Annotated in this window: 30 protein-coding genes and 1 riboswitch; of the genes, 14 read left to right on the top strand and 16 right to left on the bottom strand. The window is 41.4% G+C overall.

Going from position 1 to position 26,560, the window contains the following annotated elements:
• Positions 1–12: 12 nt before the first annotated feature.
• From AC1D69_RS01555 to AC1D69_RS01545, 3 genes are all read right to left on the bottom strand, one after another.
• The gene (locus AC1D69_RS01555) at positions 13–1,095 is read right to left on the bottom strand and encodes a Gfo/Idh/MocA family protein (protein WP_495454387.1); all 1,083 of its coding nucleotides are present in this window, start codon (positions 1,093–1,095) and stop codon (positions 13–15) included.
• A complete protein-coding gene (locus tag AC1D69_RS01550; protein WP_495454386.1) occupies positions 1,088–1,858 on the bottom strand; it encodes a sugar phosphate isomerase/epimerase family protein in 771 nt (256 codons plus the stop codon). The genes AC1D69_RS01555 and AC1D69_RS01550 overlap by 8 nt, the downstream gene beginning before the upstream one ends.
• A 69-nt stretch (positions 1,859–1,927) precedes the next feature.
• Positions 1,928–3,025 (bottom strand): Gfo/Idh/MocA family protein, encoded by a 1,098-nt coding sequence (locus AC1D69_RS01545; RefSeq protein WP_495454385.1) that lies wholly within the window; start codon positions 3,023–3,025, stop codon positions 1,928–1,930.
• Positions 3,026–3,293: 268 nt separating this feature from the next.
• Between AC1D69_RS01545 and AC1D69_RS01540 the strand changes: the two genes are divergently transcribed.
• Positions 3,294–4,115 (top strand): helix-turn-helix transcriptional regulator, encoded by an 822-nt coding sequence (locus AC1D69_RS01540; protein ID WP_495454384.1) that lies wholly within the window; start codon positions 3,294–3,296, stop codon positions 4,113–4,115.
• Positions 4,116–4,237: 122 nt separating this feature from the next.
• Here AC1D69_RS01540 and yxiS read toward each other — a convergent pair whose 3' ends face one another.
• Positions 4,238–4,555, bottom strand: coding sequence for a protein YxiS (yxiS, locus tag AC1D69_RS01535; RefSeq protein ID WP_495454383.1), 318 nt, complete (start codon positions 4,553–4,555; stop codon positions 4,238–4,240).
• A gap of 115 nt (positions 4,556–4,670) precedes the next feature.
• On the opposite strand from yxiS, the gene AC1D69_RS01530 reads away from it, so the two are divergent.
• The 3 genes from AC1D69_RS01530 to AC1D69_RS01520 all read left to right on the top strand — a co-directional run bounded on the left by AC1D69_RS01530 (position 4,671) and on the right by AC1D69_RS01520 (position 6,724).
• Complete coding sequence (locus tag AC1D69_RS01530) at positions 4,671–5,315, top strand: TVP38/TMEM64 family protein (RefSeq protein WP_495454382.1); 645 nt, start codon at positions 4,671–4,673, stop codon at positions 5,313–5,315.
• Between the two features lie 109 nt (positions 5,316–5,424).
• Positions 5,425–6,393 carry a peptide-methionine (S)-S-oxide reductase MsrA gene (gene msrA, locus AC1D69_RS01525; protein WP_495454381.1) on the top strand — a complete coding sequence of 323 codons (969 nt, stop codon included), beginning with the start codon at positions 5,425–5,427 and terminating at the stop codon, positions 6,391–6,393.
• Between the two features lie 160 nt (positions 6,394–6,553).
• The gene (locus tag AC1D69_RS01520) at positions 6,554–6,724 is read left to right on the top strand and encodes a DUF2188 domain-containing protein (protein WP_495454380.1); all 171 of its coding nucleotides are present in this window, start codon (positions 6,554–6,556) and stop codon (positions 6,722–6,724) included.
• Positions 6,725–6,849: 125 nt separating this feature from the next.
• Here AC1D69_RS01520 and AC1D69_RS01515 read toward each other — a convergent pair whose 3' ends face one another.
• Both AC1D69_RS01515 and AC1D69_RS01510 read right to left on the bottom strand, forming a co-directional pair.
• The gene (locus AC1D69_RS01515; RefSeq protein ID WP_495454379.1) at positions 6,850–7,545 is read right to left on the bottom strand and encodes a YitT family protein; all 696 of its coding nucleotides are present in this window, start codon (positions 7,543–7,545) and stop codon (positions 6,850–6,852) included.
• Positions 7,546–7,920: 375 nt separating this feature from the next.
• Positions 7,921–8,289 (bottom strand): cupredoxin domain-containing protein, encoded by a 369-nt coding sequence (locus AC1D69_RS01510; RefSeq protein WP_495454378.1) that lies wholly within the window; start codon positions 8,287–8,289, stop codon positions 7,921–7,923.
• Between the two features lie 165 nt (positions 8,290–8,454).
• Between AC1D69_RS01510 and AC1D69_RS01505 the strand changes: the two genes are divergently transcribed.
• The 7 genes from AC1D69_RS01505 (at position 8,455) to hmpA (ending at position 13,778) form a co-directional block, all read left to right on the top strand.
• On the top strand, positions 8,455–8,688 hold the full coding sequence (locus tag AC1D69_RS01505) for a DUF2249 domain-containing protein (RefSeq protein ID WP_495454377.1): 234 nt from the start codon (positions 8,455–8,457) through the stop codon (positions 8,686–8,688).
• A 12-nt stretch (positions 8,689–8,700) separates the two neighbouring features.
• Entirely contained in the window at positions 8,701–9,033 is a 333-nt protein-coding gene (locus AC1D69_RS01500; RefSeq protein WP_495454376.1) for a hypothetical protein, read from the top strand.
• Positions 9,034–9,198: 165 nt separating this feature from the next.
• A complete protein-coding gene (locus tag AC1D69_RS01495) occupies positions 9,199–9,741 on the top strand; it encodes a DUF2249 domain-containing protein (RefSeq protein WP_495454375.1) in 543 nt (180 codons plus the stop codon).
• A 15-nt stretch (positions 9,742–9,756) separates the two neighbouring features.
• Entirely contained in the window at positions 9,757–11,001 is a 1,245-nt protein-coding gene (locus AC1D69_RS01490) for a hypothetical protein (RefSeq protein WP_495454374.1), read from the top strand.
• A 21-nt stretch (positions 11,002–11,022) separates the two neighbouring features.
• Entirely contained in the window at positions 11,023–11,316 is a 294-nt protein-coding gene (locus AC1D69_RS01485; RefSeq protein WP_495454373.1) for a metal-sulfur cluster assembly factor, read from the top strand.
• A gap of 52 nt (positions 11,317–11,368) precedes the next feature.
• Positions 11,369–12,343, top strand: coding sequence for a multicopper oxidase domain-containing protein (locus tag AC1D69_RS01480; protein ID WP_495454372.1), 975 nt, complete (start codon positions 11,369–11,371; stop codon positions 12,341–12,343).
• A 229-nt stretch (positions 12,344–12,572) separates the two neighbouring features.
• Entirely contained in the window at positions 12,573–13,778 is a 1,206-nt protein-coding gene (gene hmpA / locus AC1D69_RS01475; protein WP_495454371.1) for an NO-inducible flavohemoprotein, read from the top strand.
• 188 nt (positions 13,779–13,966) lie between these two features.
• Here hmpA and AC1D69_RS01470 read toward each other — a convergent pair whose 3' ends face one another.
• The 9 genes from AC1D69_RS01470 to guaC all read right to left on the bottom strand — a co-directional run bounded on the left by AC1D69_RS01470 (position 13,967) and on the right by guaC (position 23,534).
• Positions 13,967–14,464, bottom strand: a complete 498-nt coding sequence (locus AC1D69_RS01470) for a Crp/Fnr family transcriptional regulator (RefSeq protein ID WP_495454370.1) — start codon at positions 14,462–14,464, stop codon at positions 13,967–13,969.
• Between the two features lie 179 nt (positions 14,465–14,643).
• Positions 14,644–15,168 carry a DUF2798 domain-containing protein gene (locus AC1D69_RS01465; protein ID WP_495454369.1) on the bottom strand — a complete coding sequence of 175 codons (525 nt, stop codon included), beginning with the start codon at positions 15,166–15,168 and terminating at the stop codon, positions 14,644–14,646.
• A gap of 32 nt (positions 15,169–15,200) precedes the next feature.
• A complete protein-coding gene (locus AC1D69_RS01460) occupies positions 15,201–15,761 on the bottom strand; it encodes a TetR/AcrR family transcriptional regulator (protein ID WP_495454368.1) in 561 nt (186 codons plus the stop codon).
• A gap of 364 nt (positions 15,762–16,125) precedes the next feature.
• Complete coding sequence (locus AC1D69_RS01455) at positions 16,126–16,980, bottom strand: carbohydrate ABC transporter permease (protein ID WP_495454367.1); 855 nt, start codon at positions 16,978–16,980, stop codon at positions 16,126–16,128.
• Positions 16,970–17,953, bottom strand: a complete 984-nt coding sequence (locus tag AC1D69_RS01450) for a carbohydrate ABC transporter permease (RefSeq protein WP_495454366.1) — start codon at positions 17,951–17,953, stop codon at positions 16,970–16,972. The genes AC1D69_RS01455 and AC1D69_RS01450 overlap by 11 nt, the downstream gene beginning before the upstream one ends.
• Positions 17,954–18,014: 61 nt before the next feature.
• A complete protein-coding gene (locus AC1D69_RS01445) occupies positions 18,015–19,427 on the bottom strand; it encodes an ABC transporter substrate-binding protein (protein ID WP_495454365.1) in 1,413 nt (470 codons plus the stop codon).
• A 265-nt stretch (positions 19,428–19,692) separates the two neighbouring features.
• Positions 19,693–20,493, bottom strand: a complete 801-nt coding sequence (locus AC1D69_RS01440) for a response regulator transcription factor (protein ID WP_495454364.1) — start codon at positions 20,491–20,493, stop codon at positions 19,693–19,695.
• A complete protein-coding gene (locus AC1D69_RS01435) occupies positions 20,490–22,262 on the bottom strand; it encodes a sensor histidine kinase (RefSeq protein WP_495454363.1) in 1,773 nt (590 codons plus the stop codon). Before AC1D69_RS01435 ends, AC1D69_RS01440 begins: the two co-directional genes overlap by 4 nt.
• Positions 22,263–22,550: 288 nt before the next feature.
• A complete protein-coding gene (guaC, locus tag AC1D69_RS01430) occupies positions 22,551–23,534 on the bottom strand; it encodes a GMP reductase (protein WP_495454362.1) in 984 nt (327 codons plus the stop codon).
• Positions 23,535–23,612: 78 nt separating this feature from the next.
• Positions 23,613–23,711: riboswitch (purine riboswitch) on the bottom strand.
• Between the two features lie 284 nt (positions 23,712–23,995).
• Between guaC and AC1D69_RS01425 the strand changes: the two genes are divergently transcribed.
• Genes AC1D69_RS01425 through AC1D69_RS01415 form a run of 3 tightly spaced genes read left to right on the top strand, consistent with a single transcriptional unit; the run spans position 23,996 to position 26,131 of the window.
• Positions 23,996–24,364 (top strand): YhjD family protein, encoded by a 369-nt coding sequence (locus tag AC1D69_RS01425; RefSeq protein WP_495454361.1) that lies wholly within the window; start codon positions 23,996–23,998, stop codon positions 24,362–24,364.
• A 1-nt stretch (position 24,365) separates the two neighbouring features.
• On the top strand, positions 24,366–25,634 hold the full coding sequence (locus tag AC1D69_RS01420) for a DNA polymerase IV (protein WP_495454360.1): 1,269 nt from the start codon (positions 24,366–24,368) through the stop codon (positions 25,632–25,634).
• Positions 25,631–26,131, top strand: a complete 501-nt coding sequence (locus tag AC1D69_RS01415; RefSeq protein WP_495454359.1) for a YhjD family protein — start codon at positions 25,631–25,633, stop codon at positions 26,129–26,131. Before AC1D69_RS01420 ends, AC1D69_RS01415 begins: the two co-directional genes overlap by 4 nt.
• A gap of 119 nt (positions 26,132–26,250) precedes the next feature.
• On the opposite strand, the gene AC1D69_RS01410 is transcribed toward AC1D69_RS01415, so the two are convergent.
• The gene (locus AC1D69_RS01410) at positions 26,251–26,538 is read right to left on the bottom strand and encodes a stage VI sporulation protein F (protein ID WP_495454358.1); all 288 of its coding nucleotides are present in this window, start codon (positions 26,536–26,538) and stop codon (positions 26,251–26,253) included.
• Between the last annotated feature and the right edge of the window lie 22 nt (positions 26,539–26,560).

Genomic DNA, 26,560 nt, shown 5'->3' with positions numbered 1-26,560 from the left:
CTTCTCATTGTTTTATTCAAAATAAACAGCTTTACCTGTCTTAGCAGACTCATAGATAGCTTCTAGAATTTCGGTTACGACCAACGCCTGCTCTGGCTTAACGACAGGTTCTGTATCATCAATAACCGCCTGCAACCATAATCTCGCTTCACGATCTGCATCACCTTCTGTTTCTCCCGAGTAGAAAGCAACTCCTCCAGCACCTAAATCAACCTTAGTCTCGTACAAACGGCTCAAATTCTCACCATTGATACGCAAACCATCTTTCATATCTGCTCCGCCTTCTGTACCTGCAAGTATAGTCTGTGCTTCAGCGAAATCAAGTACATTCAGAGCCCAACTAGCTTCAAGAACAATGGTAGCTCCGTTCTGCATCGTAATGAACCCGAATGCGGAATCTTCTACCTTGAATTCTTCCGGATTCCAAGGACCAAAGGCATTCGCTGCATTCTCACGATGTCCAAGCTTATGGAACGTTGAACCCATAACACTTTTCGGCTTATAGTTATCCATTAACCATAATGTTAAATCTAGTGCATGAGTACCGATATCGATCAAAGGCCCTCCACCTTGCTTTTCTTCATCTAGGAACACGCCCCAAGTAGGAACTGCGCGACGACGAGTTGCTAGAGCCTTACCATAATACACGTCACCTAGGTCACCATTGTCACACATTTGTTTTAAGTATTGGCTATCATCACGGAATCTATTTTGATATCCGATCGTAAGTTTTTTTCCTGTACGTTTCGCAGCTTCAAGCATTTCTTTAGCTTGAGCTGTTGTTTTGGCCATTGGTTTCTCACACATGACGTGTTTGCCTGCTTCTAAAGAAGCAACGGTAATTACAGAGTGAGAGTCATTAGGTGTACATACGTGAATAACATCTATACTTTCATCTTTAAGCAATTCACGGAAATCTGTATAGACTTTAGCACCTTCAACACCATATTTCTTAGCAGCTTCTTCAGCGCGTTCTTGTACGATATCACAAAAAGCAACCATTTCTCCCGTAGATTGTTTTGCAAGGCTCGGCATATGTTTCCCTTTTGCAATACCTCCACAACCAATGATCCCAATTCTTAGAAGCTTAGACATTTATAGGTCCCCCGTTTTTCGCATAATTTTTTACCCATTTCATACTTGTAGCAATACTATCAAATGGTGGATTCTGACAAACATCTTGTTCTACAACAATCCACTCTGCTCCTACTTCATTAGCAGCTGCAGCAACAGCCGCCAAATCCACTTCGCCTTCACCAAATGAAACGGTCTGTGCCGATCCATCCTCTTGTCTTGTTACATCTTTCCAGTGTACAATCGGTAACCGACCCGCATACTTATGAATATATTCAACAGGTTCGTACCCTGCAAAGTGTACCCAACATGTATCCATTTCAACTTGGAGTAATGATGCAGGTACTTCTTCATACATTGCATCAAATACGGTCTGGCCATCGCGATAAGATTCAGTGAATTCAAAATCATGGTTATGATACATAAGTACCATATCTTGTTCTTTACACTTTTCACCAAGCACTTTCAGATTGGCAAAAACTTCATCCCATTTGCGTTGTTCTTCAGACAAAAAAGGAACAATAATATATTTATTACCAATTTCTTTATTGTACGTAATAATAGAGTCTAAATCTTCTAACATACTGACATATTGCGTGTGTGTACCGATAGCGACAAGACCATTCTCATCCAACAATTTCTTCACTTCAGTACCACTATGTCCAAAAAAGTCATGAAATTCTACACCTTTGTAACCTAATTCGGCTACCTTTTTCAGTGTTCCTTCGAAATCTTGCTCCATTTGTTCGCGGACTGTATACAGTTGTAATCCTAATTGTAACATTGACTACTCCACCTCTGTTTGGAATTGGTTAATATGGTTTTAGTATTCTGGATGTATTATATAAAGGAATTAATACACTGATTCAGATGCCAATTCTGGCACGTGTCCGTACTGGTAAGTGCTCTCCAGACTAATGTGTCTTCCTTCTAAGGAAGATTTCTGGAACGCGTACATGGCTTCAAGTACATGATATCCTAATCTTCCATTCGCTCGGTGGTCACGTCCTGCACGAATGGATTCAATCATCTCACAAACACCAAGTCCTCGTTCGTTGTGTTCACTCGCAAATACAGGTGTAAGCCATTCCCACTGCTCTTCACCTCTACGACGTAATTTCACATCACCATCAAAAAAGTTAGGATCAGGTACAACTAGCGTACCTTCTGTACCGTATATCTCCATCCAAGGTAGATCAGATCCACCTGGTATATCAAAACTCATAATCATAGTGACCATCGCACCACTCACGAAATCGAGCGTTCCTGAATAGTGTGTTGGTGTTTGAACTGGAATTGGCATTCCACTTTTAGGGCCAGACCCTATCACTCGATTAAGAATTTGTGCACCCGCTGAAGCGCTGACACGATGAATTGGACCAAGCATATCCACTAATGCTGTTAAATAATAGGGTCCCATATCAAGCAATGGCCCTCCACTAGGTGCGTAAAAGAACTCTGGAGACGGATGCCACCCTTCCGGACCTCTTCCCATCAAGAAACATGTTGCAGCAATCGGCTTGCCAATAAGTCCATCATCGATGGCTTGTTTGGCTGTCTGAATCCCTGATCCTAGAAATGTATCTGGAGCTGACCCAACACGTAAGCCTTTCTCCTTAGAGAGATTCAACACTCGTTTGCCATCTTCCAAAGTAGTCGCAAATGGCTTCTCTCCGTACACATGTTTGCCTGCTTCTAACACAGCTATATCAATCTCGGCATGTGTAGCTGGAAGAGTCAAATTAACAATGAATTCGATATCAGGATGAGCTAACATCTCTTCTACAGTGTATACGTTTGCAATACCATACTCTTTAGCTCTCTTCATAGCATGTTCCTTGATCAAATCAGCACAAGCAACAATTTCTACGACAGGACTATTCTTCAAATTCTCTAGATACACGGCGCTAATGTTACCACAACCAATAATACCGGCTTTCATTCTTTCCACTATATGTCACTCCTTTGAAACAAACCCAGTGAAGCCATGTCACCTATATAAATTCAACTATATTATGAGGCCGCACTCTCTCCTTGTGAGGATGTGAAACTCTAGCTCAATCTATCTAGTTACATGGTATTCTGAATTCGTTTATATTAAAATGAATAATATGCTTAAAACATGAACAATCTGGTCATTATTTTTATATAAATACTAGACCAAACCATTTAATGCAGATGTCCTGACTATTCGTCAGATATAAAAGGAGAACAGAAGAATGATTCCCGAAGATTCATGTCAAGTGTACGCAGCAGGATTCTCCTTTCATAGGAAACCTTTCTACACTTCACAATTAGACGGCGTAAACAACTACTTGATGCGCTTTCAAACCGATGGACGTTGTCGCGCTCGATATGATGGAAAGTTAGGTATGATCGAGACAGGTGATCTACTTCTTTACTCCCCATCTGAACCTTACGAATTAAAAATTGATAATGAAATCAATTCAATTGGCGAATTAACGATCGAAAGTGGAGATTACCATATTTTCTTTGGAGGCCAATGGATAGATAAATGGTGGAACTCTCAAGTTCGGCCTACACGTATGCATTTACCTCTTAATGAGGGGTTTTTGAGCTTAATTCGGCAGATTGTACTTGAGCAACGTCGTATGGAGAATCCCTATCCAGAAATTTCAGGGTACTATATGAGAATTCTATGCCTAGAAGTAGATCGTCAATTGAAAGAACAGCCAACGACTACACACAAGACTTATTTAGCATATCAAATCAAACACTATATTGAAGAGAACGCTTCCCATATGTTCAAGTTAGACGATGTCGCGACGCATGTCGGCATTAGTATCTCCCGTGCTGTTCACTTATTTAAGGAAACGTTCGGTACTACCATCATGCAATATACCCTTGACGTAAAACTAGACATGGCACGAGAGCGGATCATATTCAGCCCAATGTCTCTTGAGAATGTAGCGGAAACTTCAGGATTCGCTAACTACACTTATTTCCATCGGGTGTTCAGAGCACGATTCAACATGTCTCCTAAGCAATTTCGTATTGCTAATCGCGATCAATTGAAATAATTACAATGTACCTATGGAACAAATAAACAAGTGGTTCATCCCATCTCTGCATAGGTTCCACTTGTTTAGATGTTCATATAAGTAAATAATTATGAATCTTTGAGTATCAGTATTAGTATACCTTAGGGTCTTCGACTTATAGCTTCCGTAACAACAAAGGCTAGATCATGATTTCCGAAAAGCGAGAGCACGCCTAACAACGTATCGTCTGGAATATCTCCTGCCTCTTCCTTGGATACGGTAAGTTCTAGTACTTTTAACAATCGTTCATTATGTGGTTGATGCGGATACGCTTCGCTGTATAGTTCCTCTGGATCAATACTGTGGTTAATACACCATTGGGCAAAAACCAATATCATCATATCCTCGTCTTCACGATAGCTTTTCTTAATTTGTTCTTCCAAAGATAGTGCTGCAGTTCTATCGTAGTCCTCTTCCATGTTTCTCAACCTTTCTAAACCAATATAAAACCGTATACTTTCTATATTATAGCAAACCATTGTATTTAAGAAGACTTTATCAGAAGGGACTATCATTTTATTACACCAAATTGGTATGATACACAATGAAACCTTTTCACAGAAAGGACTTCTTATGAAGAAACTATTGCTACCGTTAGCCTATGTGCTCATATTAGGTGTAGCATTTATGTATAAATCCACCATTTGGGACTGGATGAACAATAATGACTCACTAACCACTCTGATTCTCATGGCGACATTGTTAGCCCTCTTCCCGATCATTCCATACAAAGTGATCATCGCTGTGCTGGGATATGCTTATGGTACCCTATGGGCATCTCTTATCGCTTGGTCTGGTACTACTCTCGCTGCAGTCATTGCATATGGCATTGTAAGATATGCTTTTCGCGAGCAAGGAAGACGTTATTTGGACAAAAGACGTTCTATCCAATCCTTCACTCGGATGACAGAGACCCATCCTTTTATGGCTATTGTCATTGCACGAATATTACCTATCGTTCCACAGATGATGGTGAATGTATTTGCGGGTGTCGCATCTATTTCTTTGTGGACATACACCTTCGCCTCAGGTCTCGGGAAAATTCCAGGCATTATATTATATGCTTATTTGGGCGGTAACCTAATAACTAAACCCTACATGTCCATTATCCTAATACTAGGATATCTATCCTTGATCGGCATAATACTCCTTGTGTACAAACAAAAGAACAAAGCATAACCCTTAGCAAACCAAGTAGTCACTAGGTTGAGTTCTTGGTTATGGAAAGCAAATGAATTATAATAGAAGTGACTTATATCATTTACAGTCAAAGAAAAGGAGTGATTTCATGAGCAACTCTCAATCAACAACTAATGAAAAGGCTACTTTTGCTGGTGGATGCTTCTGGTGCATGGTAAGTCCGTTCGAGGAACTTCCCGGCATTATAAGAGTCGTCTCCGGATATACAGGTGGACATACAGAGAATCCAACATATGAAGAAGTATGCACACATACAACAGGACATGTAGAAGCAGTCCAAATAACTTACGATCCTAGCGTGTTCCCATATGACAAGTTGCTTGAACTATACTGGCAACAGATTGATCCTACCGATGCCGGTGGACAATTCCACGATAGAGGAAGTTCCTACGGAACTGCTATCTTTTATCATACCGAAGAGCAACGTGAACTAGCGGAACAATCTAAACAAGCTTTAGAGCAGAGTCAACGTTTTGACCAACCAATCGTAACTCCAATTCTGCCCGCAGGCCCTTTCTATGAGGCTGAAGAATATCACCAAGGATACCATAAGAAGAATCCTGGACATTATAAGCGCTACCGTAAAGGTTCGGGACGTGAAGATTATCTTGATACCCACTGGTCAACACCCGTGAACAAAGATGAACTTAAACAACGTCTAACCCCGATCCAATATGCCGTTACACAGCAAAATGGTACAGAACCCGCTTTCAACAACGAATTCTGGGATCATCATGGAGAAGGAATTTATGTCGATATCGTCTCTGGCGAGGCTTTGTTCAGTTCACTTGATAAATACGACTCTGGTTGCGGTTGGCCAAGTTTCACTCGTCCTCTTCGTGAATATACCGTTCGAGAAAAGGTAGACTCCAGCCACTTTATGGTTCGTACCGAGGTTCGTAGTAAAGAAGGCGACTCTCATCTAGGGCATGTATTCAACGATGGACCCGGGCCTAGCGGATTACGTTACTGTATTAACTCTGCAGCGCTTCGTTTTATTCCGATCGAGAAGTTAGAAGAAGAAGGGTATGCTGAGTACCGTACCTTGTTTGAGTAATATAATATACTAACGATCAAAAGGTAGCTTCTTTCTCAAAAGGAGCTACCTTTCTTCATTTTTATAACATTATTTCAATAGTTATGACGAATCGTTTGATTAAACATGGACGGGGTAATATAGAATAAAGATATAATTTTTAATTATTGGAGGAATGATTATGCCTTGGACTAAAAATGATTACCCTTCTATGAAAAATCTAGAACCTCGAATCAGAGACAAAGCTATTGAAATGGCTAATGCCTTATTGGAAGATGGTTCCGAAGAAGGGCGTGCCATAGCAATAGCAACCTCACAGGCGGAGAAATGGGATGCTAACCATCCTAAATAACCTCTGGATACCAAAAAAACCACTAGTTCAATAACGAACTTAGTGGTTTTTATTTTGGCTCGGACAAGACTGTCCTAGAACTACTTATATTATGGTAATAGAGGGCTTTCCATCGTCCCACATCATTAATGCGCACTTTGCATAACCTGTGCAGTCTTCGACTTACCAGATTGAGGTGTAATCCCTTTAGGTAACGCCGGGCTAGTCTTAGTCTTCTTCGTACCATAAGCCACAGTCAACGTGATCATTCTTCCAGCAATACTAACAGCTAGAATGGTATACAACGTCTCTCTTAAAGGCATATAGAAGAGGGAGAATAATAATACAATCGCATCAAACAGAAAAAACACTGTGCCAACTTTTATACCAGTCCAACGACTGATAAGAAGAGACAATATGTCATCCCCACCACTTGCGCCACCAACACGTAATATAATACCGGTAGCAAATCCCGTCAATAATCCTGACAAGAGTGCGGCAATGAACAAATTCTGATGCAGATCAATAACCATAACAGAGTAACGCTCAACTAACGCGTAAAAGATTGAAAAGGATGTAGTCGCGATCATCGTATTCACAAGAAATTTACGTCCATTGAGAAATAACGAAAGTAACATCACAGGAATATCCAATGCGAGTACGCTTAGTGCAGGTGGCAGGCCTAAAACGTATTTGCCCAATAGAGCTAAGCCAACAAATCCACCCTCTGTTAAATGATTCTGAAAGTTAATGTGATAATACGTAAAAGCTAAAATAAGTGTTCCAAGTAATAGTATAGCCGTATGTTGCAACGTTGAAAGCAGTTGTTCTCTTTTCCTCATACAAGTTCCCTCTTCTTCGTAGATTGTTGGTCATAAATGAGACAACCCTCTACGGGGAGAAAACTTGGTGGAGGACACGGTCCTTCGCATACTTAGTTTCCTTCTTTCGCAGAGGTTTGTCATGAATTATCCGACGGGTCTCTACGAGAAAAGCTAAGTGTATGAGTGATCATAACGTTTCCAGATCGTCCTTTGGGGAATGTTCCTTCGGGGACACATGGTATCCTGATCCTTTCTCTTGTTAGATTTGTTCTGAAATGATTATACCACCATTTAGGGCATTCCTAAACAGCTAATTCAGAAAAAAATAATTCTATATTGCCTTTTCCATTCCCGTGTTTAGGATAATAGCCATGTGCCTTCAGATAACATCGTTTATTCCACAATTAGCTTCCCTACCATTTGATTGTGACCCGCACCGCAATGAGCAGCACACTTATATTCGAATTCGCCTTTTTTATTCGCTACAAATGAAATGGAATGATTCGGACGTACTTGTTTGTTATATCCCTTCAATTTGATCCCATGATATCCTTTCTTATTTTTTAATGTTATTTTGACTGTATCTCCTTGATTTACTTTGATTTCTTTCACATCGAATTCAAATGACGTAGCCGTAATTGTGAATTCCTTGGTATCTCCACCAGATCCCTTTTCTGATTCTTCCTTCACTTCTTTCCCACATGCTGTAAAGAGCACAAGAATAATGCTTAGGAGAACAGTAATCTTTATCCACTTCTTCATAAAAGAATCCTCCGTCATATTTATTTATCCCTTGCAAACCTTAATCATCTATAAATAATCGTAGATCAATCTCATTCCCAGCATTGTGATTATAATCACGATGCGAGTCACCTTTTCTTCTATAATAGGATTTGTAACGATAATGATTCTCAGGAGGAATTCAAAATGAACAATATTACCGTCACCGTCAACGCTACCGAATACCCACCGCAATTAAAGCACAAAGTTATCTTTCAAACGTTCAATGATCTCCAACCAACAGAGGCCATGTTATTAGTAAACGATCATGATCCAATCCCTCTACGTTTCCAGTTCGAATCTATGCACCCAGGTGCTTTCACTTGGGAATATATCGAACAAGGACCAGACATGTTCCGCGTCAAAATCAGCAAATTATAGGAGTGGGTAGATGTGGCTGAAATTACAATCGTAGATCCCCAAACAATAAAAATTAAAGTCAGCTTAGAAGATGCAATTATCATGGTAACGGAGGCATCTAGGGATCTTTCCCTATATGCTTCTGATATTGTAACCATTTATGAGAAAATGCCTGTTTTTGAATATACCTACTTCTGTTTCTACGCTTATGATAGTGCCGCTTTATTCGAATTCATGCTAGACATTGACCCTAAACAATACAACTCATTCTCACTGGATGCTCCGGATTCTTTCTTCTATGCATTGTACGGTGGGATGGCGGCTTTGTACGATGTGGCCAAACAACTGCAACCACCCGAAATTTAAAAATATGTAACGCTATAAAAACTTAAGTACATGCTTCCGATGCTAGTTTTTACGAAGTTCGTTCAAGTAGTAACGCTATAAAAACTTAAGTACATGCTTCCGATGCTAGTTTTTACGAAGTTCGTTCAAGTAGTAACGCTATAAAAACTTTTAGGAGTGGTTAACATGGATCGCACAGGACAGACGGTTGAGCTGGATGTTCGTCCGTATTTGAAGAAGAAAATCGAGCCCTTCAAGCTCATCATGGATACCGTAAAAACACTAAACAAGGAAGATATCTTTGTTCTACACGCCCCCTTTAAACCGACTCCTCTCTTTGGATTAATGAAAACTAAAGGGTATAACCATAAGATTGAGAAGCTAGAGTCTGATCACTGGGTCATTACATTCTTGCATAAGAGCAGCGACTTCAAGGTAGATACATTAAGTGAATACCTAGGTGTGGAGGACTTTCAACCTGAAGAGGAATGCCCAGCCGCCCAATCTCTTTCTCAGACCCATAAGTTGGATAACCGCGGATTAGAGCCTCCACAACCTATGATACGAACTTTAAAAAAACTTGAAGAAGCTTCTCTCGGGGACGAAGTTGTTATTCATAATGATCGGGTTCCTGTATTCCTTATCGAAGAACTCAATACTTTGGGCTACGACTACAACATCGAAGAGCAGCTCGACGGGTCAGCAATCATTCATATTCACAAAAAGTAAGGTGGTGTTTACTCCATGTTCCGCCTGCCATTTCTATTCATCATTACAGGTCTAATCAGTTTTGTGTTATTTCAGATCTTTTCCTTATTTGATTTGGCAACGTGGCTAACGGTATTTAGTGATGGACCTAGGTATCCTATCGGATGGACCCGTGTTCATCTGCTCGTTCTTGGTTGGGCAACCATGATTGCGATGGGTGCTGTGTATCAGCTCATTCCTGTCGTACTGCAGAACCATAGCTTATTTAGCAAAAAATTGGGCTATGTTCATTATTTCTTTTTTACAATCGGAACCGCAGGGTTACTCATTGGATTCCAAACGATGCAGGTGATGTGGATTGCAGGATTCGCCACTCTCGCATTCATCGGCATTTTACTATTTGCTGTTAATATTGGCGTAACTCTTGTCCGTGCTAAAAAGTGGAATACCATCACCATTAGCGTCGCCTGTTCTGTCACCTATCTTGTACTTACAGGAACCTCAGGTATGCTCATGGGGTTAAACTTCTATTTCGATCAGTGGGGAGACTTTCACGAGCAATTACTTGGAGCTCACATCTGTTTCGCAGCCTTCGGCTGGTTCGGTCTGCTTATCACAGGTTTCAGTTATAAAATGTTTCCTATGTTCTATCTATCTCATGGACATCCGGAGTTACTACAGAAAGTTGTCATTGCGTTATGGAATGCAGGTGTACTTGTGGGCGCACTATCCTTTTTATTCAATGGCCCTGGATGGCTAACATGGTCTAGTTCATTATTGATCGTACTAGGCATGGTTGCTTACTCCGTTCATCTATCTCAAATTGTTCAACATCGGCACAAACCTAATCCCGGAACAGGTATGAAATGGTCTCTATCACTGGCCCATACTGTAACACTAATCGGAGTCGTTATCGTTATTCTCTTCCCTTTCATTCCTGACATGATACATCAATCCCGAATGATCGTTATCCTTGGGTGGTTGTACTTATGGGGATGGGTCGGACTAACGTTGCTGTCTTATTTATCTAAAATTGTCCCTTTTCTATGGTGGACACAAAAGTATGGTCCTTTAATAGGCAAAAAAAAGATACCTACCATGTCCGATCTAATCAATGATCGCCATGTTCATATTGGATTAATCGTAATCGTGAGCTCATTGTTCATACTCCTGGTAGGCCTAAGTTGGAATCAAACATGGATCACATCCATTGGAGGAAGTGTTCTTGCTCTAAGTTCACTCATTTATATAAGTCTGATTGCTAAGGTATTTACGAAATAGATTAATTTAGGAGGATTTGATATGGAATCTATTACAGAATGTCTTAAGGAAGTATATGATCCAGAACTAGGAGTAAATATTGTCGACCTTGGACTTATTTACGATCTACAATTCGTAGAAGGACATGTGTCTGTAGTGATGACACTCACCACGCCAGGTTGTCCAATGCACGATATGATCGTTGGTGGCGTAACCCGAGCACTCCAAACCTTGCCTGATGTTCGATCGGTCGAAGTCGACGTTGTGTGGGAACCCGCTTGGTCACCAAGCCTCATGTCAGATGAGGCGAAAGAACATCTCGGATATATGTCATAGCTTCATTTCCCTATAAATAGCGATGGTTATCTCAAATTGGAGGCTGTTTACCATGTTCAACTGGAAGTTATACATCATTGTTTTGATCGGCTTTACTATTATTTTATCTGGTTTCTACGTAAATCCTATCCCTATCATCGAAGAGGAACCTGTTTTAGAAACACTGAATCAGCCTCCAGTTGAGCCTATCATCGTGCGAGATGGAAATGTTGTTAAAATCAATATGACTGCGCAAGTCACAAATGTCGAAATTTCTTCAGGTGTTTTCTATAATGCCTGGACGTTTAACGGTACGGTGCCTGGTCCTATCATTCGAGTGAAAGAAGGAGATACTCTCAACTTCACATTAAATAATATGGACCCTGACATGCCACACTCAATGGACTTTCATGCGGTTCAGACGTCTCCTAGTAAGAATTTTGTGGATATTATGCCACTTGAACATGGCTCCTTTACTTACTCAGCTAACATGCCCGGTGTGTTCATGTACCATTGTGGGACGGACCCCGTGTTAGAACATATAGCCAATGGAATGTATGGTTCTATTATCGTTGAACCCCGAGATGGATATCCAACGGATCATGAAGTTGATCGAGAGTATACTATTGTTCAAAGTGAGTGGTATGCAGAACATGATTTCAATGCTTTTTTAGATGGAGATCCTGAGTATGTCGTATTTAATGGAGATGACTTTACGTTAAAGGAACATCCTCTGTTAGCAAAAGTTGGAGACAGAGTTCGATTATATGTTAATAATGTAGGTCCCAATAAAGTATCTTCCTTTCATATCGTGGGAACCATTATGGATCGTGTATATATCGATGGCAATCCGAGAAATATAATGTATGGTCTACAAACAGTCTTACTCCCAGCGAGTGGAGGTGCGATTGTAGAGTTCATTGTAAACGAAGCCGGAGATTATCCTATTGTAACGCATCAATTCAACGATGCCACCAAAGGGGCAAGCGCTGTTCTCAGAGTCACTGAAGATGGATTAGATACAGGTGAACCAACGATGTCACATTGACTTTGGCATTTTTAATCTAGGATTGATTATCCAACAAGTGCAACAGGGATTTACAATTTTTCATAATATTTCGTACCTTTTTGTCGTATTGTGAGCAATGTCATTGCAAAATTTGTTTCGTTCACATTTTATCAACTTTTCATGTGACTAGAAACACACTTTCTTTCTCTGCCCTTCTATATGCTTAATTAGTAGCAAATATTTTATCGCAGGAAAGAGGTCGTTGTATATGTTAGATCAACAAACTATTGAGATAATAAAATCAACCGTTCCGGTATTACAGGTACATGGCAAGACCATCACAACTGCCTTTTACGGAATGTTATTTGAGAACCATCCTGAACTATTGAACATATTCAATCACGCTAACCAACGTCAAGGTAAACAGCAGACTGCCCTGGCTAACGCTGTACTTGCTGCGGCAGCCAATATCGATCAGTTAGAGAACATCCTACCCGTAGTAAAACAGATTGCGGAGAAACACCGTGCATTAGGTGTATTACCTGAACATTATCCTATTGTTGGTGAGACGCTATTAGCTGCCATTCAGCAAGTACTTGGCGATGCAGCGACTCCAGAAATTATGGATGCTTGGGCTAAAGCCTATGGTGTGATTGCCGATGCATTTATCGGTGTTGAAGTAGCTAAGTATCGTGAAGCTGCTGAAGCACCTGGAGGTTGGAGTGGATTCAGAAACTTTGTTGTAAGCCAAAAAATTAAAGAAACTGAGCTTATTACTTCCTTCTACCTTTCTCCTCAGGATCAAGGCGCTATTTCAGCATATTTGCCTGGTCAGTATATTACCGTACGTGTTAAACCTGAAGGTGAGGAATACACACACATTCGCCATTACAGTCTATCGGCCGCGCCTGGACAACCTTATTACCGCATCACCGTTAAACGTGAAGATGCAGCGACTGATAAACCAGCAGGTGTCGTATCTAATTATTTACACGAGGCCGTTCATGTCGGTTCTGTAATAGAAGTGAGCGCCCCAGCTGGAGAATTCACGCTGGATCAAAGTACGAATATTCCGGTAGTTCTTATTAGTGGTGGTGTTGGGTTGACACCAATGATAAGTATGCTTGAGACATTAGCTACGGAGCAGCCTGAACGCAAGGTAACCTATATCCACGCTGCCATTAATGGAAAATTACATGCCATGAAGGGAACAGTAGAGGAATTGAGTCAGTCCCATTCTCATCTGACATCCTATGTGTGTTATGAATTACCTGAAGAAAACGATACGTTCGATAAATTGGGTTACATGGATCTAGCTTGGCTTCAAGAAGTCGCAGATCCTAACGCAGACTTTTATTTCTGTGGACCTACTTCTTTTATGCGTGCTATATATAAAGCGCTATTGGAATGGAACGTACCTCAAGAAAGAATCCATTTTGAATTTTTCGGTCCCGCTGGTAGCTTAGAAGTGTAGAAATCATACATTGATTCGTAAACTATAACGATATCTTAGCCTTACTAAAAAGAGGATAATATGTTCATTATATGAGCATATTATCCTCTTTTTTATTTAAATAATTTAATTTCGATAAATTCACAAAGGTCTATTCCACAGGGTCGATAACACCCTAAGGAATAGACCCTTATTTGCTAGTAGTATGATTACTTTAATCGCAACAAGCGATTTACCGTTTCTCTACGAACACCAATCAACTGACCGATCTCCTCTTGTGTTAGCAGTTCGGTTACATCTACCCCATGAGAATAATCATGTAGCCATTCGCTAAGTAGTTCCAGTCGATCTGCAGGGTTACCCGCAGTCAGATGATCTACTCGTTGTTGCATAAAGCGCAATTTCGCCTGTAGCAACAGAGCCACTTCCATAGGTTTCGCAGGATCCTCCAACAATTGGCGATACCAATCCTTCGCAAGGATGACTTCAACCTCACTGTCCATCAACGCTATTGCTGTACCATGCGCTTCTTTAGCCGTAATAAGAGAGTGATGAGGAACCGTTTCGCCCGAATACAAAATATTAAACAGCACCATATTTCCGTTCTCGTGTAACCGCGTCACCTTAAATAGCCCACGTTTGATATGGTATAAATATTCACCACTATCCCCCTGACGGAACAAAATTTCGCCCTTATGTAGAATCATTTCCTTCCCCCCTGTTTTAACCACATTAATTTTATTATAGCAGAAATGAGGACAACCTTCCTTTAGCCTTCATTTTCATAAATAAGTTGTCTATATTTCATCAATATGAATCAAAATAAAAAGCCCTCTAAAGGGCTCATTTATCATTTTTATATTATTTTATCATTAATATTCTTTGATTAAGCAACGTTTTTCTCTGCCATCATTGCGGCATTATTTTTTTCATCTTGCTTAGCATGTAATTTGACCATCGCAAATCTTGCAATCGGTTGAATCACTAAACTCTCAGCTGCAAGTACAATCAAGAAATTTCTTGGCCAATTCGTTAACCAGTTACTAAATGTCTCGGAACTAAGACCGCCGTTACCTATGACCCCTCCGATAAATGTCATGCACGCTGACATACCAATTACCGTGAATAAGATACGGAATAATATCTTTGCATTAAAGCTATCTGTTGGTGCAGTAAATTTCGCAGCTAATTTCTCTGCAATACGACCTATAACTACCGCTTCAAGAAGCATCGCAATAACGATCATAATCGGATATATCTTCAGAATCGATAGGGCAACTTCTCCATCAAATTTCCCTGCACCTAGAATGGTACCTAGTGATGACATAAACAAAGCAGTTAAGGCACAAATGATCAGACCATACAGCGCTCCCTCTTTGCCGTTTCTTGGTAATCTTGTTTCCTGTTCCATGTTTTTCTTCCTTTCAATTCTTATATAGTTTACTAAAATTCCTTCAATAAGCTTGGTAATACCTGTGAAACTATTTTTAGCGGTTCACTTGTTTTTTTAGTTAAACAAAGCATAATACCACCTTCAATAGAGGCTGTGATCATTAGCGCAACGGAGTGTGCTGTTTCTTTCGAAAAACCATCTGTAACTAACTTGTTCGAATAAATCTCTTCCATCTTTGTGAATGAGAGTTCACATGCCGTTCTAACAGGTTCACTTAGTGATCCTATCTCACTAACGATACTACTAAACGTATACCCCGTAATCATCCCATTTCGATCATATTGATCGATCAATTTCTCAATCATCGCTTGCGTAGCATGTAAAGTAGATGAATGGTGTTGGAATATTTCCTTCATATCCGTTGTTATTGTGTCGTTCAATGAATGAAGACAAGCGATAAGTAATTCTTCTTTCCCATTTGGAAAGTGGTGATAAAGCGAACCTTTTGAAAGGTTACATGCTTTTAAAATTTCGTTTAATCCTACACCCAAATATCCTTTTTGCTGAAAAAGAGATGTTGAGATGTCGATAATTAGCGACTTTGTATCCATTTCCGTAGTGTACCTCCTCCATACCGACCAGTAGGTATGTAAATATATCATAAATTTATTTAGTAGGTCAAACTTTTTTACTTAACTAATCGTAGTTATTTTCACATTTTAGACAAATATCCCCCCTTTAAAACTTCCTCTTAGGACTCTCCAGATCTCACTCTAACTGCACGATAATCAAGTATTATTCCGAAGCTACAAAAAGAGTGTGTCACTATATGAGATGAAATATTTACCTGTGCTCCAATACATGCGAGTTCTGAATTCCACCTAAAATAAATGAGGCGCCTTGTGTTTACAAGACGCCTCATTTATTTAGGTGTTATAGATTCCCATCCTCGGCATCGAACCCTGCTTGAGGGGGTTATTCTTTGACGCCTCCGAGCGCTACGCCCGCGATGATATACCGAGATAACAGGAAGTAAACCACAAACAGCGGTAAAGCCGTCAAAGCCAGACCCATATAGATTGAGCCGAACTCCGTCTTATAAATATCACCTCGAAGCAAGCTAACCATGATTGGCATTGTATACTTTTCCTTCTGTGTCAGTAGAATCAGCGGCATGAACAGGTTGTTCCAATTGGCTACAAAGGCAAAAATAGCCTGCGTCGCCACTGCCGGCACCATGAGCGGCAGGATAATCCGGTTAAAGGTTTTGAACTCACCGGACCCGTCTACGCGTGCTGCTTCCACGATCTCTATCGACAGCGTGGCTAGCAGGTATTGCCGCATAAAGAACACGACCGCTGGCGCTGCAATCGCAGGGAGAATCAGTGGAAGAAAGCTGTTTGTCCAATGAATTTTATACATGAATTGATAGAATCCAATTGCACTTGCTTGGGAAGGAATCATCATCACGCACAAAATAAAGGTAAAGAATGGCCCACGCAACTTCCAGCTATAAGTCACAAGTCCATAAGCTGCTAAGGACGAGAAATAGACCGTTAAGAGGGTTGCTGAAGCAGAGATAATAAATGAATTCATAAACCCTTGAATGGGATCGAAACTCTTGTCAAGCAGCACCCGCAGGTTGCTCATAAAGTGTGTCGAAGGAAGCAATGAAATACCGCTTTGAATTTCTGCTGTAGAGCGAGTGGCGTTCACAAACATGACCCAAAACGGGAGGATACTAATTACCGCCAAAGAGATACAGACGATATAAATAACCGTCTTGTTTATTTTACGGGTGACGGTTCCGGTTTTGTGATTATTGCTCATGTGTTACGCCCCCCTCTTGTCCTTTTTTCGCTGATTTTCTATGCATTTTTTCTATTTTTTTCATTTTTGCCGCGTCACGGTCACGCATTAAATAGAATACGAGTGCAGATAAAATCGCTGAAATCACGAACATGATCATACTCGCCGCTGCAGCACGATTATATAAATAGCTTCCCTTAAAGGCTTGCCCATAAATGAACATGGACGTGGTAAGCGTGGAGTCATCTGGTCCGCCTGCAAGGAAGAGCTGCGGAATATCAAACATGGTCAAACCACCGACCATCGATGTAATCAGCGTAAATAACAAAATCGTCCGAAGACTTGGCAATGTGATACGGAAGAAGGTTTGAAATCCGTTAGCGCCGTCAATCGACGCAGACTCGAAGAGTGCAGGATTTATACCCATAACGCCTGCGATAAGAATGACCATGGTATTACCGTACCACATCCAGAACTGGATGAACGCTACAATGCCCCGTGCTGTCGTCTTATCCTGAAGGAAGAAAATCGGAGCGTCGGACCATCCCATCATTTCAACGAAACTGTTTATTGGACCCATCGGATAGGCAAACAGAGTGCTGAAAAGCACGGCAATTGTACCTGCTGTAATAATATTAGGCATATAGAGTAGAACCTTGAACATACCCTGTCCCTTTATTTTAAGACGCTGGTTCGTGAACCATGCGGTGAGTAAGAGTGCTAGAAGGATCTGGGGAACGAAGTTGGCAAACCAGAGCAACCCGGTGTTAATTAGGGACTTCCTGAATGAGACGTTATCAAAGAGCAGATCTTTGAAGTTTTGAAAAGGGTTATCCAAAATATGTATTGGTTTTGGTATTAATCCCTTTAAATCAGTGAACCCGATGAATGCGGTGTATAAAATAGGATATAGCGAGAAAATAACAAATGCCAAAACAAACGGAAATGTAAAGATATAGCCGTATTTAGAGTAGTTCACACCTTTGCGGCGCATACTCTCACCCCTTTAGTTGATATGAAGGGGCGGGATAACTTCCCGCCCCTTCGATTTCTTTTTATTCGCTGTCGATGTCAAGTTGATCTTTGACTTGCTGCTTGAAGGTTTCGATCGCTTTAGCACGATCCTTGTTGCCTGCAGTATATTCGCGTACTTGATCACGCCAGAGTTTGTTTATTGTTTCGTCGAACTGGGTCAAGTTCTTGCCTGAAGCATTAGCGTTAGCCGGAACAAACACGTCGAACATGTTCTGTCCACCAAGCAATGGAACTTCGCCGTTAGACTTATCCATGACAACGGAGGAAGCAACGCTGTCCTTCGTGCCTTGTTCGCCGTCTTTCATCGTTCCGTTAGCCCAGTAATACTGGAGGCCGGTTTCGGATGTATCGAGTGTTACCCACTTGATAAAGTCCGCAACAGCTTGTTTCTTGGCATCATCCTTGGTTACTTCTTGGTTGGCAAGCAACCAAGTGCCTCCCCAGAAGAAGCCTGTAGGTGGCTCAGTAACTGCCCAGTCACCATTTGTATCTTTTACTTGTTCACTCATTGTATAGTTAATGAGCCAAGCAGGACCGAAGAAACCAAAGGTCGGTTGGGACCCACTACCGGACATATCAGCGAACCAAGCTTCCGACCAGTCTGTTGTATCGTTGTGGAAGCCATTGTCTTTCAGCTTCTTGGAGAGATCAAGGAACTCTTCGCGCTTCGGATCAATATGAAGTTTTCCATCAACAATCCAGCCTTTCTCAGAACTATTCTCGATCGCGTGCCAGATATCGCCATCTCCAGAAACCATGCCATATCCTTTAGTTTTCAGCTTCGCAGCTGCATCGTAGAATTTATCCCAGCCTGGACCGATTTCAGTCTTGATGGCAGCTGGATCATCTGTTCCAAACACTTCTTTGGCGAGCGAGCGGCGATAGATAAAGGCTCCGCCCGTTGCTTGATAACCGAGGCCTTTCAGTTGGCCGTCTTTGCTACCAATATCAACAGAGTACTGAGCAATGCCAGCATCCTTAACCATTTGATCGTCAAGACCTAGATCCGCATAGTTGGCGGAAAAGTTGGATGCATCGCCTTGTGTATACTTGAGCACGAATGCCGCTTCAGCTGCAAAAATATCCGGAGCATCTTTCCCACCAGCAGCCAGAGCCTGGTCAAGCGCAGGTTGATAAGCTCCATCGGTAGTTGCGACAACCGTAGTTTTGAACTCTACGTTTGCGTCAGGATGGGTTTCCATATACTTTTTAGTCATGTTCGGAATCTCGTCCGTGAAACTCCAAAGATTGACGGTCACTTTCTCGCCATTCCCTTTTGCTGGAGTCTCAGTTGCATTGGTTGTTGTTGCTGGACTTGTGCTTGGGCTAGCTGAGTTTGAGTTTGAATTTGAGTTTCCGCCACATGCTGCAAGCGCAGATGACATTACGAGCAATGTAGAGACCCCTACTAAAACACGCTTCATACTTTTCATACTTTGCCTCCCCTTTTTATTGTTTCTTCGGCTTTTTGTAACCGCATACACAATTATAATCCCAAGCTCCTTTGGATATAAGGAACCTATCTTTGGGGAAACTTCCACTATTTTTTGATTTCGTTCCGTGAAAAGCATAAAAAAAGACACCAAAGGTTTTCTTCCTTGGCATCGTCTCCATTTATCTAATAGATTAGTGAACATTTGCGGGAACTTGTCGGTCGCAGTATTTACTTTCGTATCTAGGATAATATCCTACGAATCATTACTGAATCAGGCCTTCAATTCCGTTTCTCATCGATCGGTACCGCCCCGGACTCATTCCTTCGTACTCCTTAAATAGTTTGTTAAAATATTTGACGGCCTGATAACCTGTGCGACTTGCAATTTCTGCTATGGGCAGATTTGTTTTCAGCAACATTTCCTTCGCTTTCTGTAGTTTTCTACGGGCGACGTATTCGCTGAAATTCATCTGACACTGCTCTTTGAAAAGTGCGCTGAAATAACTCCCATTGAGATGTACATGCCCGGCGATTTCCTGCAGACTGATTGGTTCCATTATGTGCATTTCTATATAGTCCATCGCTTGGCGAATCGGATCACTTAGTGCGGCTTCTTCGTCCCTTACGGCCATCAATTGCGGATCTGCCATCTTCTGCATGAAGACGATGTGTTCCCGTTCTTCTCCTGCTTTCAGGGCATTCTCCACAGATTCGATCAGCTTCTCCGGGCTGGCCGGCTTGAGCAGATAGTCCACTACAGACAATTGAAGCGCTTGCTGAGCATACTCGAACAGGGCATGTCCAGAGATAATAATAACGGATGGCTGACGCTGAATTCTCTTCTCCCTCATCTGGGTAACTAGAGCAAGCCCGCTGATTTCAGGCATGCGGATGTCCGTTATCATGAGTTCCACGGGAGTCTCCTCCAGAATTTGCATAGCAGCTAACCCATTACTGGCCGTAAGGATCTCATATTGACCTGCTGCCCATACCCCAAGTATTTTCTTCATTCCTTCTCTCGAACGCGGTTCATCGTCAACAATAAGAATCGTTCGACTCCTCATAACTCTCTACCTCCTTGGACAGGAATTTGGATGCTTATCCGAGTGCCTTGGCCCTTCCAGCTATCAATAGCCATTACCGCACGCTGCTCGTTCTTTCCCGAGAAAAATAGTTGAAGCCTCTTCTTCACATTGGCGAGTCCGAGACCAGAATCTTTAGAAGAGGACACCTTCCCGCTGTCTAGCTCTTCTAATAGGGAACGTAGCTTTTCCTCGTCCATTCCCCCACCGTCGTCTTCCACCATAATAATGATCCGTTCCCCTTCACGAGTGACCGTCACCCTGACCAAGCCGGGTTCAATCTTACTCTCAACTCCATGCAAAATAGCATTCTCCACGAGCGGTTGCAGCAATAGTCGAGGTAACTCAACATCTGTAAATTCGGGCGGAGCCTCGATTTCCCATTCCAAGCGGTCTCCAAATCGCATCTTCATGATGGATAAATATCGACTCACATGCTCCAATTCGTCGCGAAGCTTCACCCATCCCTCTTTACTTGACCCCGTAATGGTATATCGGAATAAATCAGACATGGCCACAACATATCCTGCCAGTTGGACTTCATCCTTTTCCAATAACGACCAGTGTAGAACATCCAGAGAATTAAACAAAAAATGCGGATTAATTTGAGCTTGAAGTGCCTTTAGCTCCGTATGGCTCCGGGCTACCTCTTTCTCATAAACTAACTGAATCAGTTCGTTGATGTTATCGACCATTTGGTTATAGGAATAATTCAGTTCCTGAATTTCCATGGTGAACGACATGTTCTCGATGGGTTTCAGAATGCCGAGACGGGTCTCTCTCATGGCTTTGATCAACTTGAACACAGGCCGTGTGATGAGGGTAGACAAGAAAAAGGAGAGCAAGGCGAACAGCAAAGAACCCATGATAGCTGATACAACCATAGTCATCCGCAAGACCGGTATACCTTGGGTGATAACGTTAACTGGCGTTAAGATGAGTAGCGTCCATCCAGTGACAGAAGAACGTTGTTTGACGACGATAAAAGAGTTCTTATCGATGGTAGCGACCTGATGGTTAGCCCCCTCCACCAGTACGGCCGCTGTCTTTTGCGAAATGCTGTCATCATTGGACGTGATGAGCTTACCGTCGGAACCTATGAGCAAGACCGTTTCCGTCTCCGCTTCCGTCTCCCCCTCTCCAGACAACGAGCCTTTCAGAGCGAACTTGTTGCGGTCTGTACGGATGAGCAAATACCCACCTGTCGCGAAATTTCGATCAATGATGCTGATTTGTCGAATCGCCAAAACCGATGTGGTATCCAACGGATCGATGCCGAACCATATGAGCCCACCTTTATTCTCCGTTGCCTGCTTAATCCAAGCCTCAGGCACCTTATCTCTCAGGTTGCTGCCGTCAAGAGGGTATAACCTTGCCCCGTCCTTCTTGTACAACTCCACAGACTTGATGCCGTCGGTATACATTTGGACTAGATTAATAATGGTTGGCAACGCCTGCCGTTCCGTAAAGGTCGCGCTCTGACCCTCTATATCACGTAAAAGCAGTTGCTGGATATAATCATTGGTCGATACTAACGTCGTCAGAGAATTGATCTGTTCGAGAATACCTTCCAGGCGGCCGTTGGCCTGAACCGCAGTTTGCTGAATATGCTTCTCCGCGTTGTTCTTGAGCATCGTCGAGACTGAATGAAATGTTATCCCCCCGACAAATGTCAGAATGATGAGCATAACAGCAAGAAAACCAAGCAACATCTGATTCCGCAGCTTATTTAACTTTAACCACAATAGCATTCGCCGCACATAGCCTCTTCCTCTCCACGTCATGAGATCATAGAATAATCTCACTCGTATCTGAATAAGTAAGGGCTTACAACCCTTTCTGTCATAATATAACATGTTTATTAATTATCCGCTAAGAGAATTGTAGAACAATGCCTGACCACCAATCCGTGCACTACTACAATTACAGATAGATCAATCGCAACCTTTTTTACGCTCCATATATTGAGAAAAACTCTTTCCTAAATGGAAAGAGCTCCGATTTTCATAATTGATGAGAATATTTCTTTAAATACGGCTTTAATATACTTTATCACCATTAAAAATAGAGTTTTTGACAATAACATAATCTACGTGACGAATGGAGTCTACAGTAGTTCCACCAGCATACGAAATAGAAGATTGAAGATCTTGTTCCATTTCAGTTAGCGTATCCTGTAAGGAGCCTTTATGCTCAACGTACATTTTCTTACCTTCTACGTTCTTCTTTTCACCTTTTTGATATTCAGAAGCAGAGCCAAAATATTCTTTAACAAACTTTCCATCTTTTTCGATAGTTTCGCCTGGTGATTCTTCATGTCCGGCAAAAAGAGAGCCAATCATGACCATCGATGCACCGAAACGGATTGATTTGGCTATATCACCGTGTGTTCGTATTCCACCATCAGCAATAATCGGTTTACTTGCTGCCTTTGCACACCCACGAAGTGCTGCCAACTGCCAGCCTCCAGTCCCGAATCCTGTTTTAATTTTTGTGATACATACTTTACCTGGTCCAATCCCAACTTTTGTCGCATCAGCACCGGCATTCTCAAGTTCCCGCACAGATTCAGGAGTACCCACATTACCAGCAATGACAAAGCTCTTCGGTAGGTTTTTTTTAATATGCTGAATCATATTAATGACAGCATTTGAATGACCATGTGCAATGTCGATCGTTATGAATTCAGGTGTAAGCCCTGCCTTTACAAGCTCTTCAATGAATTGATATTCTTCTTCTTTCACTCCAACACTAATTGAAGCGTAGAAACCTTTTGCCTGCATATCCTCTACAAATGACAGCCGCTTTTCTGGCTCAAAACGATGCATAATATAAAAATACTTATTTGCAGCAAGATAAAGGGCTATCTTTTCATCAATGATTGTTTGCATATTGGCTGGCACAACAGGAAGTTTAAATTGATGGCCTCCTAATGTCACAGTTGTATCACACTCAGAACGGCTGTTAACCACACATTTAGCAGGTATTAACTGAATATCTTCATAATCAAATACTTTTTCCATGATATACACTCCTTAAAGAAAGATTATTAGTCATTTTGGCTAAAGCAACAAAAAAAAGGATCCTAACTATAAATGGGTAGAGTAATCTCACCCATTCGTAGTTAGGATTATTAGGCTCCTAGTAGAGACTCTTAGACCATATTCTAAGAATATACGAATGCTGTTAAATAATTAATTTTTAAACACAAGTTTGATTATAAACGAACTTTTATTACATGTAAATGTTTATTATTCGGGTTTAGATCGATAATTAAAATGAATTTGAACAATATCATCAAAAAAATCCCTTTTTCATAAAATGGGAGGGCTAAATGAAATCAATATATATTTTCCGTTTTTTCAGCCGATACACTCTTTAGATTCAGATTAACTCACTTCCAAAAAATACACTTGCATAACGAACTCATGTTCGGTGTATAATAAAACAAGAATATACGTTCCCATTGTGGTGGTGTTGAAATATGCATGTTAATCCAAGTATAGAAACAGAAGAAGATATTCAAATTATCAAGGAATATACCCTGCTCCCTGTATTGCTCGATATGTTAGCAAGGGATATTGACCATTTAACGATCTATAAAGACAAAATTGTATATAACTATGTTATCTGTCATCTGAGAGATGTTGAGCAATCCATCTACCCTCGATTACAGAACCTTAGGAACCAAATGAAACAGCGACATATTAGCATCTTGAATACAGACATGAATACACTCGGCATTGAGGTTGAATATAAAGTTCGTGGTTATATCCATCATTTCAATATGTTGAGAAGTCTAATAAAGGCAGAAGTATTCACCATGCTTATGAGTTTACGTGGAGGCGGTTAATATGAGCGATCAACGTGAACGGGTTATTTTCCTGGCAGATTGCCAAAGTTTCTACGCTAGTGTAGAGAAAGTCGAACATCCTCAATACAAGAACAGACCTGTGGCTGTAGCCGGTGATCCCGCGCGTCGCTCAGGTATTATTCTAGCTGCCTGTCCTATAGCCAAGAGCTTCGGAGTCACGACAGCAGAACGATTAGGTGAAGCCCTGAACAAGTGCCCTGATCTTGTCGTCATGCGTCCACGGATGCAGCATTATATCGATGTTTCACTTATGATCACTCAAATTTATAAGGAGTATACCGACCTCGTAGAGATATTCTCTATCGATGAGCAGTTTCTGGATGTCACCGGAAGTCTAGGTATCTTCGGGGATCCTGTCAGAATAGCCCAATCGTTACAACAGAAGGTTCTTAAACAAACGGGGGTGAACATACGGGTAGGCATTAGCTCTAACAAAATACTGTCCAAAATCGCAACTGACATATGGGCAAAAAAGAACGAGAGTGGCATTTTCACCTTACCTAAATCAGACATTGAAACGTTATTATGGTCACAGCCTATAAACAAAATGTTCGGAGTTGGATCTCGCATGACTTCCCACTTCTTACGTCTCGGAATGCATACCATTGGGGATATTGCAAGAACACCTTTACCCCGCTTAAAAGAGAGATTTCGAGCGCGCTTCGGCAAACAAAGTGATATTCATGCCGAGGTCATGTGGCGAACGGCTAATGGTCTAGATGACTCCCCTGTGACACCCGGTACTTTTAATACAGCACCCAAATCAGTCGGTCATATGATTACTTTACCTACAGACTATGCCGAATCGGATGATGTGAATACGATACTTCTAGAACTCACAGAAGAAGTCTGTCGCGATTGTCGACGTAAAGGCTATATGGGTTCCGTCATTTCAGTAAGTTGCACGTGTAGCCCTTATGAAGATCCTACAGGATTCTCTCGGCAAATGAAGATGCTTGATCCAACCAATAACACGAACGTCGTCTACGAAGCTGCCAAAACACTCTTTTATCAGTATTGGAATACACTTCCTGTTCGTCGCATTGGGATTACCCTTAGTAACTTTGCATCTGACCAGGAATATCAATTGACTCTATTTGAAGACCAGATCAAGTTACGCGCCTTAGATAAAGTGACCGATACGATAAAAGATCGTTATGGCAGTGCAGCTATTATAAGAGCCTCATCACTAACAGCTTCAGGCCAGGTATTTGAAAGAAGTCATAAAATTGGAGGTCATTATAAATGAGTAAAAAACTAGAAGGCAACGGATTATGGGAATCCAGTCGTATGATGCTTCCTCAACATAAAGAACAATCGTTAGCCATGTCCATTCAGAATGACACTACTCCCCAATCTAAAGAACCCCTTACAAAAAAGGAAATGGAGATGATGCGTGAATACGTCCTTCTTCCTGTCACACTCCACATTATTGAGAAAAAAATCCTTGAAGTAGAAATCTCCCCTCAAATGCTTAAGTTATTGTACTCCACAGCGGCCAAAGTACTAGCCAACCATATCCGAAAGGATATGCAACAATCTAAAAAGAATCTATTCGAACGAAATATTCGCATATTTGAAGACACCAAGAATGATTCCGAACTCACCTATCGCTATACTTGTCGCGGATTAGAGGATCGATTTACGATGACTAAAGACTATATGCGAGCTGAGGTCAGCGTTAGAATTGGACGTTATGTGAGAAAGCTAGCTACAGATATGAAAGAGACCGCCATGTCACATTGATTCAAGCGTAACTTATGCTCAGTGATGCCGCGTAGCTGTATGGGAGTCTAATATTAAAAAAAGAACCCTCTCGGGTTTGGTATCCACGAGGGTTCTTCAACGATCTAAGTACTATTGAACTACCGAAACATGCTCCACAGCTTAATAAGATGGAACGTATTATTGGGATCAATACGTTGACTCATGATAAAGCGGACAATTTGTTCTTCTTCAGCAGGAGTGAGCTTCTCCTTTACAAGGCTCGCTGTTGTTTTCACTAACTTCTGTACCTTAGGACCACTCTGTAAATCCTGCTTAGTGACACCATCAATTAGGTCTTTGACACGCTCTTTTGTCGTTGGATTCTTCATTTTAAGTTTAATCCGCTCTACTAACTGTGGGCTGATTCCATACTGCTGATAACCCAAAGATTGGCACCTCCCGTCAATT

Source organism: Paenibacillus sp. Y301 (genome assembly GCF_059445505.1).
This window is presented reverse-complemented; position numbering and strand designations above follow the sequence as displayed.

Bases quoted from the DNA above. Each gene is read 5' to 3' on its own strand.
- AC1D69_RS01425 (WP_495454361.1), top strand. From the start codon at position 23,996: ATGCATGTTAATCCAAGTATAGAAACAGAAGAAGATATTCAAATTATC.
- AC1D69_RS01505 (WP_495454377.1), top strand. From the start codon at position 8,455: ATGAACAATATTACCGTCACCGTCAACGCTACCGAATACCCACCGCAA.
- AC1D69_RS01485 (WP_495454373.1), top strand. From the start codon at position 11,023: ATGGAATCTATTACAGAATGTCTTAAGGAAGTATATGATCCAGAACTA.
- AC1D69_RS01495 (WP_495454375.1), top strand. From the start codon at position 9,199: ATGGATCGCACAGGACAGACGGTTGAGCTGGATGTTCGTCCGTATTTG.
- AC1D69_RS01480 (WP_495454372.1), top strand. From the start codon at position 11,369: ATGTTCAACTGGAAGTTATACATCATTGTTTTGATCGGCTTTACTATT.
- AC1D69_RS01465 (WP_495454369.1), bottom strand. From the start codon at position 15,168: ATGGAACAGGAAACAAGATTACCAAGAAACGGCAAAGAGGGAGCGCTG.
- AC1D69_RS01550 (WP_495454386.1), bottom strand. From the start codon at position 1,858: ATGTTACAATTAGGATTACAACTGTATACAGTCCGCGAACAAATGGAG.
- msrA (WP_495454381.1), top strand. From the start codon at position 5,425: ATGAGCAACTCTCAATCAACAACTAATGAAAAGGCTACTTTTGCTGGT.
- AC1D69_RS01510 (WP_495454378.1), bottom strand. From the start codon at position 8,289: ATGAAGAAGTGGATAAAGATTACTGTTCTCCTAAGCATTATTCTTGTG.
- AC1D69_RS01520 (WP_495454380.1), top strand. From the start codon at position 6,554: ATGCCTTGGACTAAAAATGATTACCCTTCTATGAAAAATCTAGAACCT.
- AC1D69_RS01460 (WP_495454368.1), bottom strand. From the start codon at position 15,761: ATGGATACAAAGTCGCTAATTATCGACATCTCAACATCTCTTTTTCAG.
- AC1D69_RS01455 (WP_495454367.1), bottom strand. From the start codon at position 16,980: ATGAGCAATAATCACAAAACCGGAACCGTCACCCGTAAAATAAACAAG.
- AC1D69_RS01490 (WP_495454374.1), top strand. From the start codon at position 9,757: ATGTTCCGCCTGCCATTTCTATTCATCATTACAGGTCTAATCAGTTTT.
- AC1D69_RS01555 (WP_495454387.1), bottom strand. From the start codon at position 1,095: ATGTCTAAGCTTCTAAGAATTGGGATCATTGGTTGTGGAGGTATTGCA.
- AC1D69_RS01445 (WP_495454365.1), bottom strand. From the start codon at position 19,427: ATGAAAAGTATGAAGCGTGTTTTAGTAGGGGTCTCTACATTGCTCGTA.
- guaC (WP_495454362.1), bottom strand. From the start codon at position 23,534: ATGGAAAAAGTATTTGATTATGAAGATATTCAGTTAATACCTGCTAAA.
- AC1D69_RS01435 (WP_495454363.1), bottom strand. From the start codon at position 22,262: ATGCTATTGTGGTTAAAGTTAAATAAGCTGCGGAATCAGATGTTGCTT.
- hmpA (WP_495454371.1), top strand. From the start codon at position 12,573: ATGTTAGATCAACAAACTATTGAGATAATAAAATCAACCGTTCCGGTA.
- AC1D69_RS01415 (WP_495454359.1), top strand. From the start codon at position 25,631: ATGAGTAAAAAACTAGAAGGCAACGGATTATGGGAATCCAGTCGTATG.
- AC1D69_RS01450 (WP_495454366.1), bottom strand. From the start codon at position 17,953: ATGCGCCGCAAAGGTGTGAACTACTCTAAATACGGCTATATCTTTACA.
- yxiS (WP_495454383.1), bottom strand. From the start codon at position 4,555: ATGGAAGAGGACTACGATAGAACTGCAGCACTATCTTTGGAAGAACAA.
- AC1D69_RS01530 (WP_495454382.1), top strand. From the start codon at position 4,671: ATGATACACAATGAAACCTTTTCACAGAAAGGACTTCTTATGAAGAAA.
- AC1D69_RS01440 (WP_495454364.1), bottom strand. From the start codon at position 20,493: ATGAGGAGTCGAACGATTCTTATTGTTGACGATGAACCGCGTTCGAGA.
- AC1D69_RS01470 (WP_495454370.1), bottom strand. From the start codon at position 14,464: ATGATTCTACATAAGGGCGAAATTTTGTTCCGTCAGGGGGATAGTGGT.
- AC1D69_RS01515 (WP_495454379.1), bottom strand. From the start codon at position 7,545: ATGAGGAAAAGAGAACAACTGCTTTCAACGTTGCAACATACGGCTATA.
- AC1D69_RS01420 (WP_495454360.1), top strand. From the start codon at position 24,366: ATGAGCGATCAACGTGAACGGGTTATTTTCCTGGCAGATTGCCAAAGT.
- AC1D69_RS01540 (WP_495454384.1), top strand. From the start codon at position 3,294: ATGATTCCCGAAGATTCATGTCAAGTGTACGCAGCAGGATTCTCCTTT.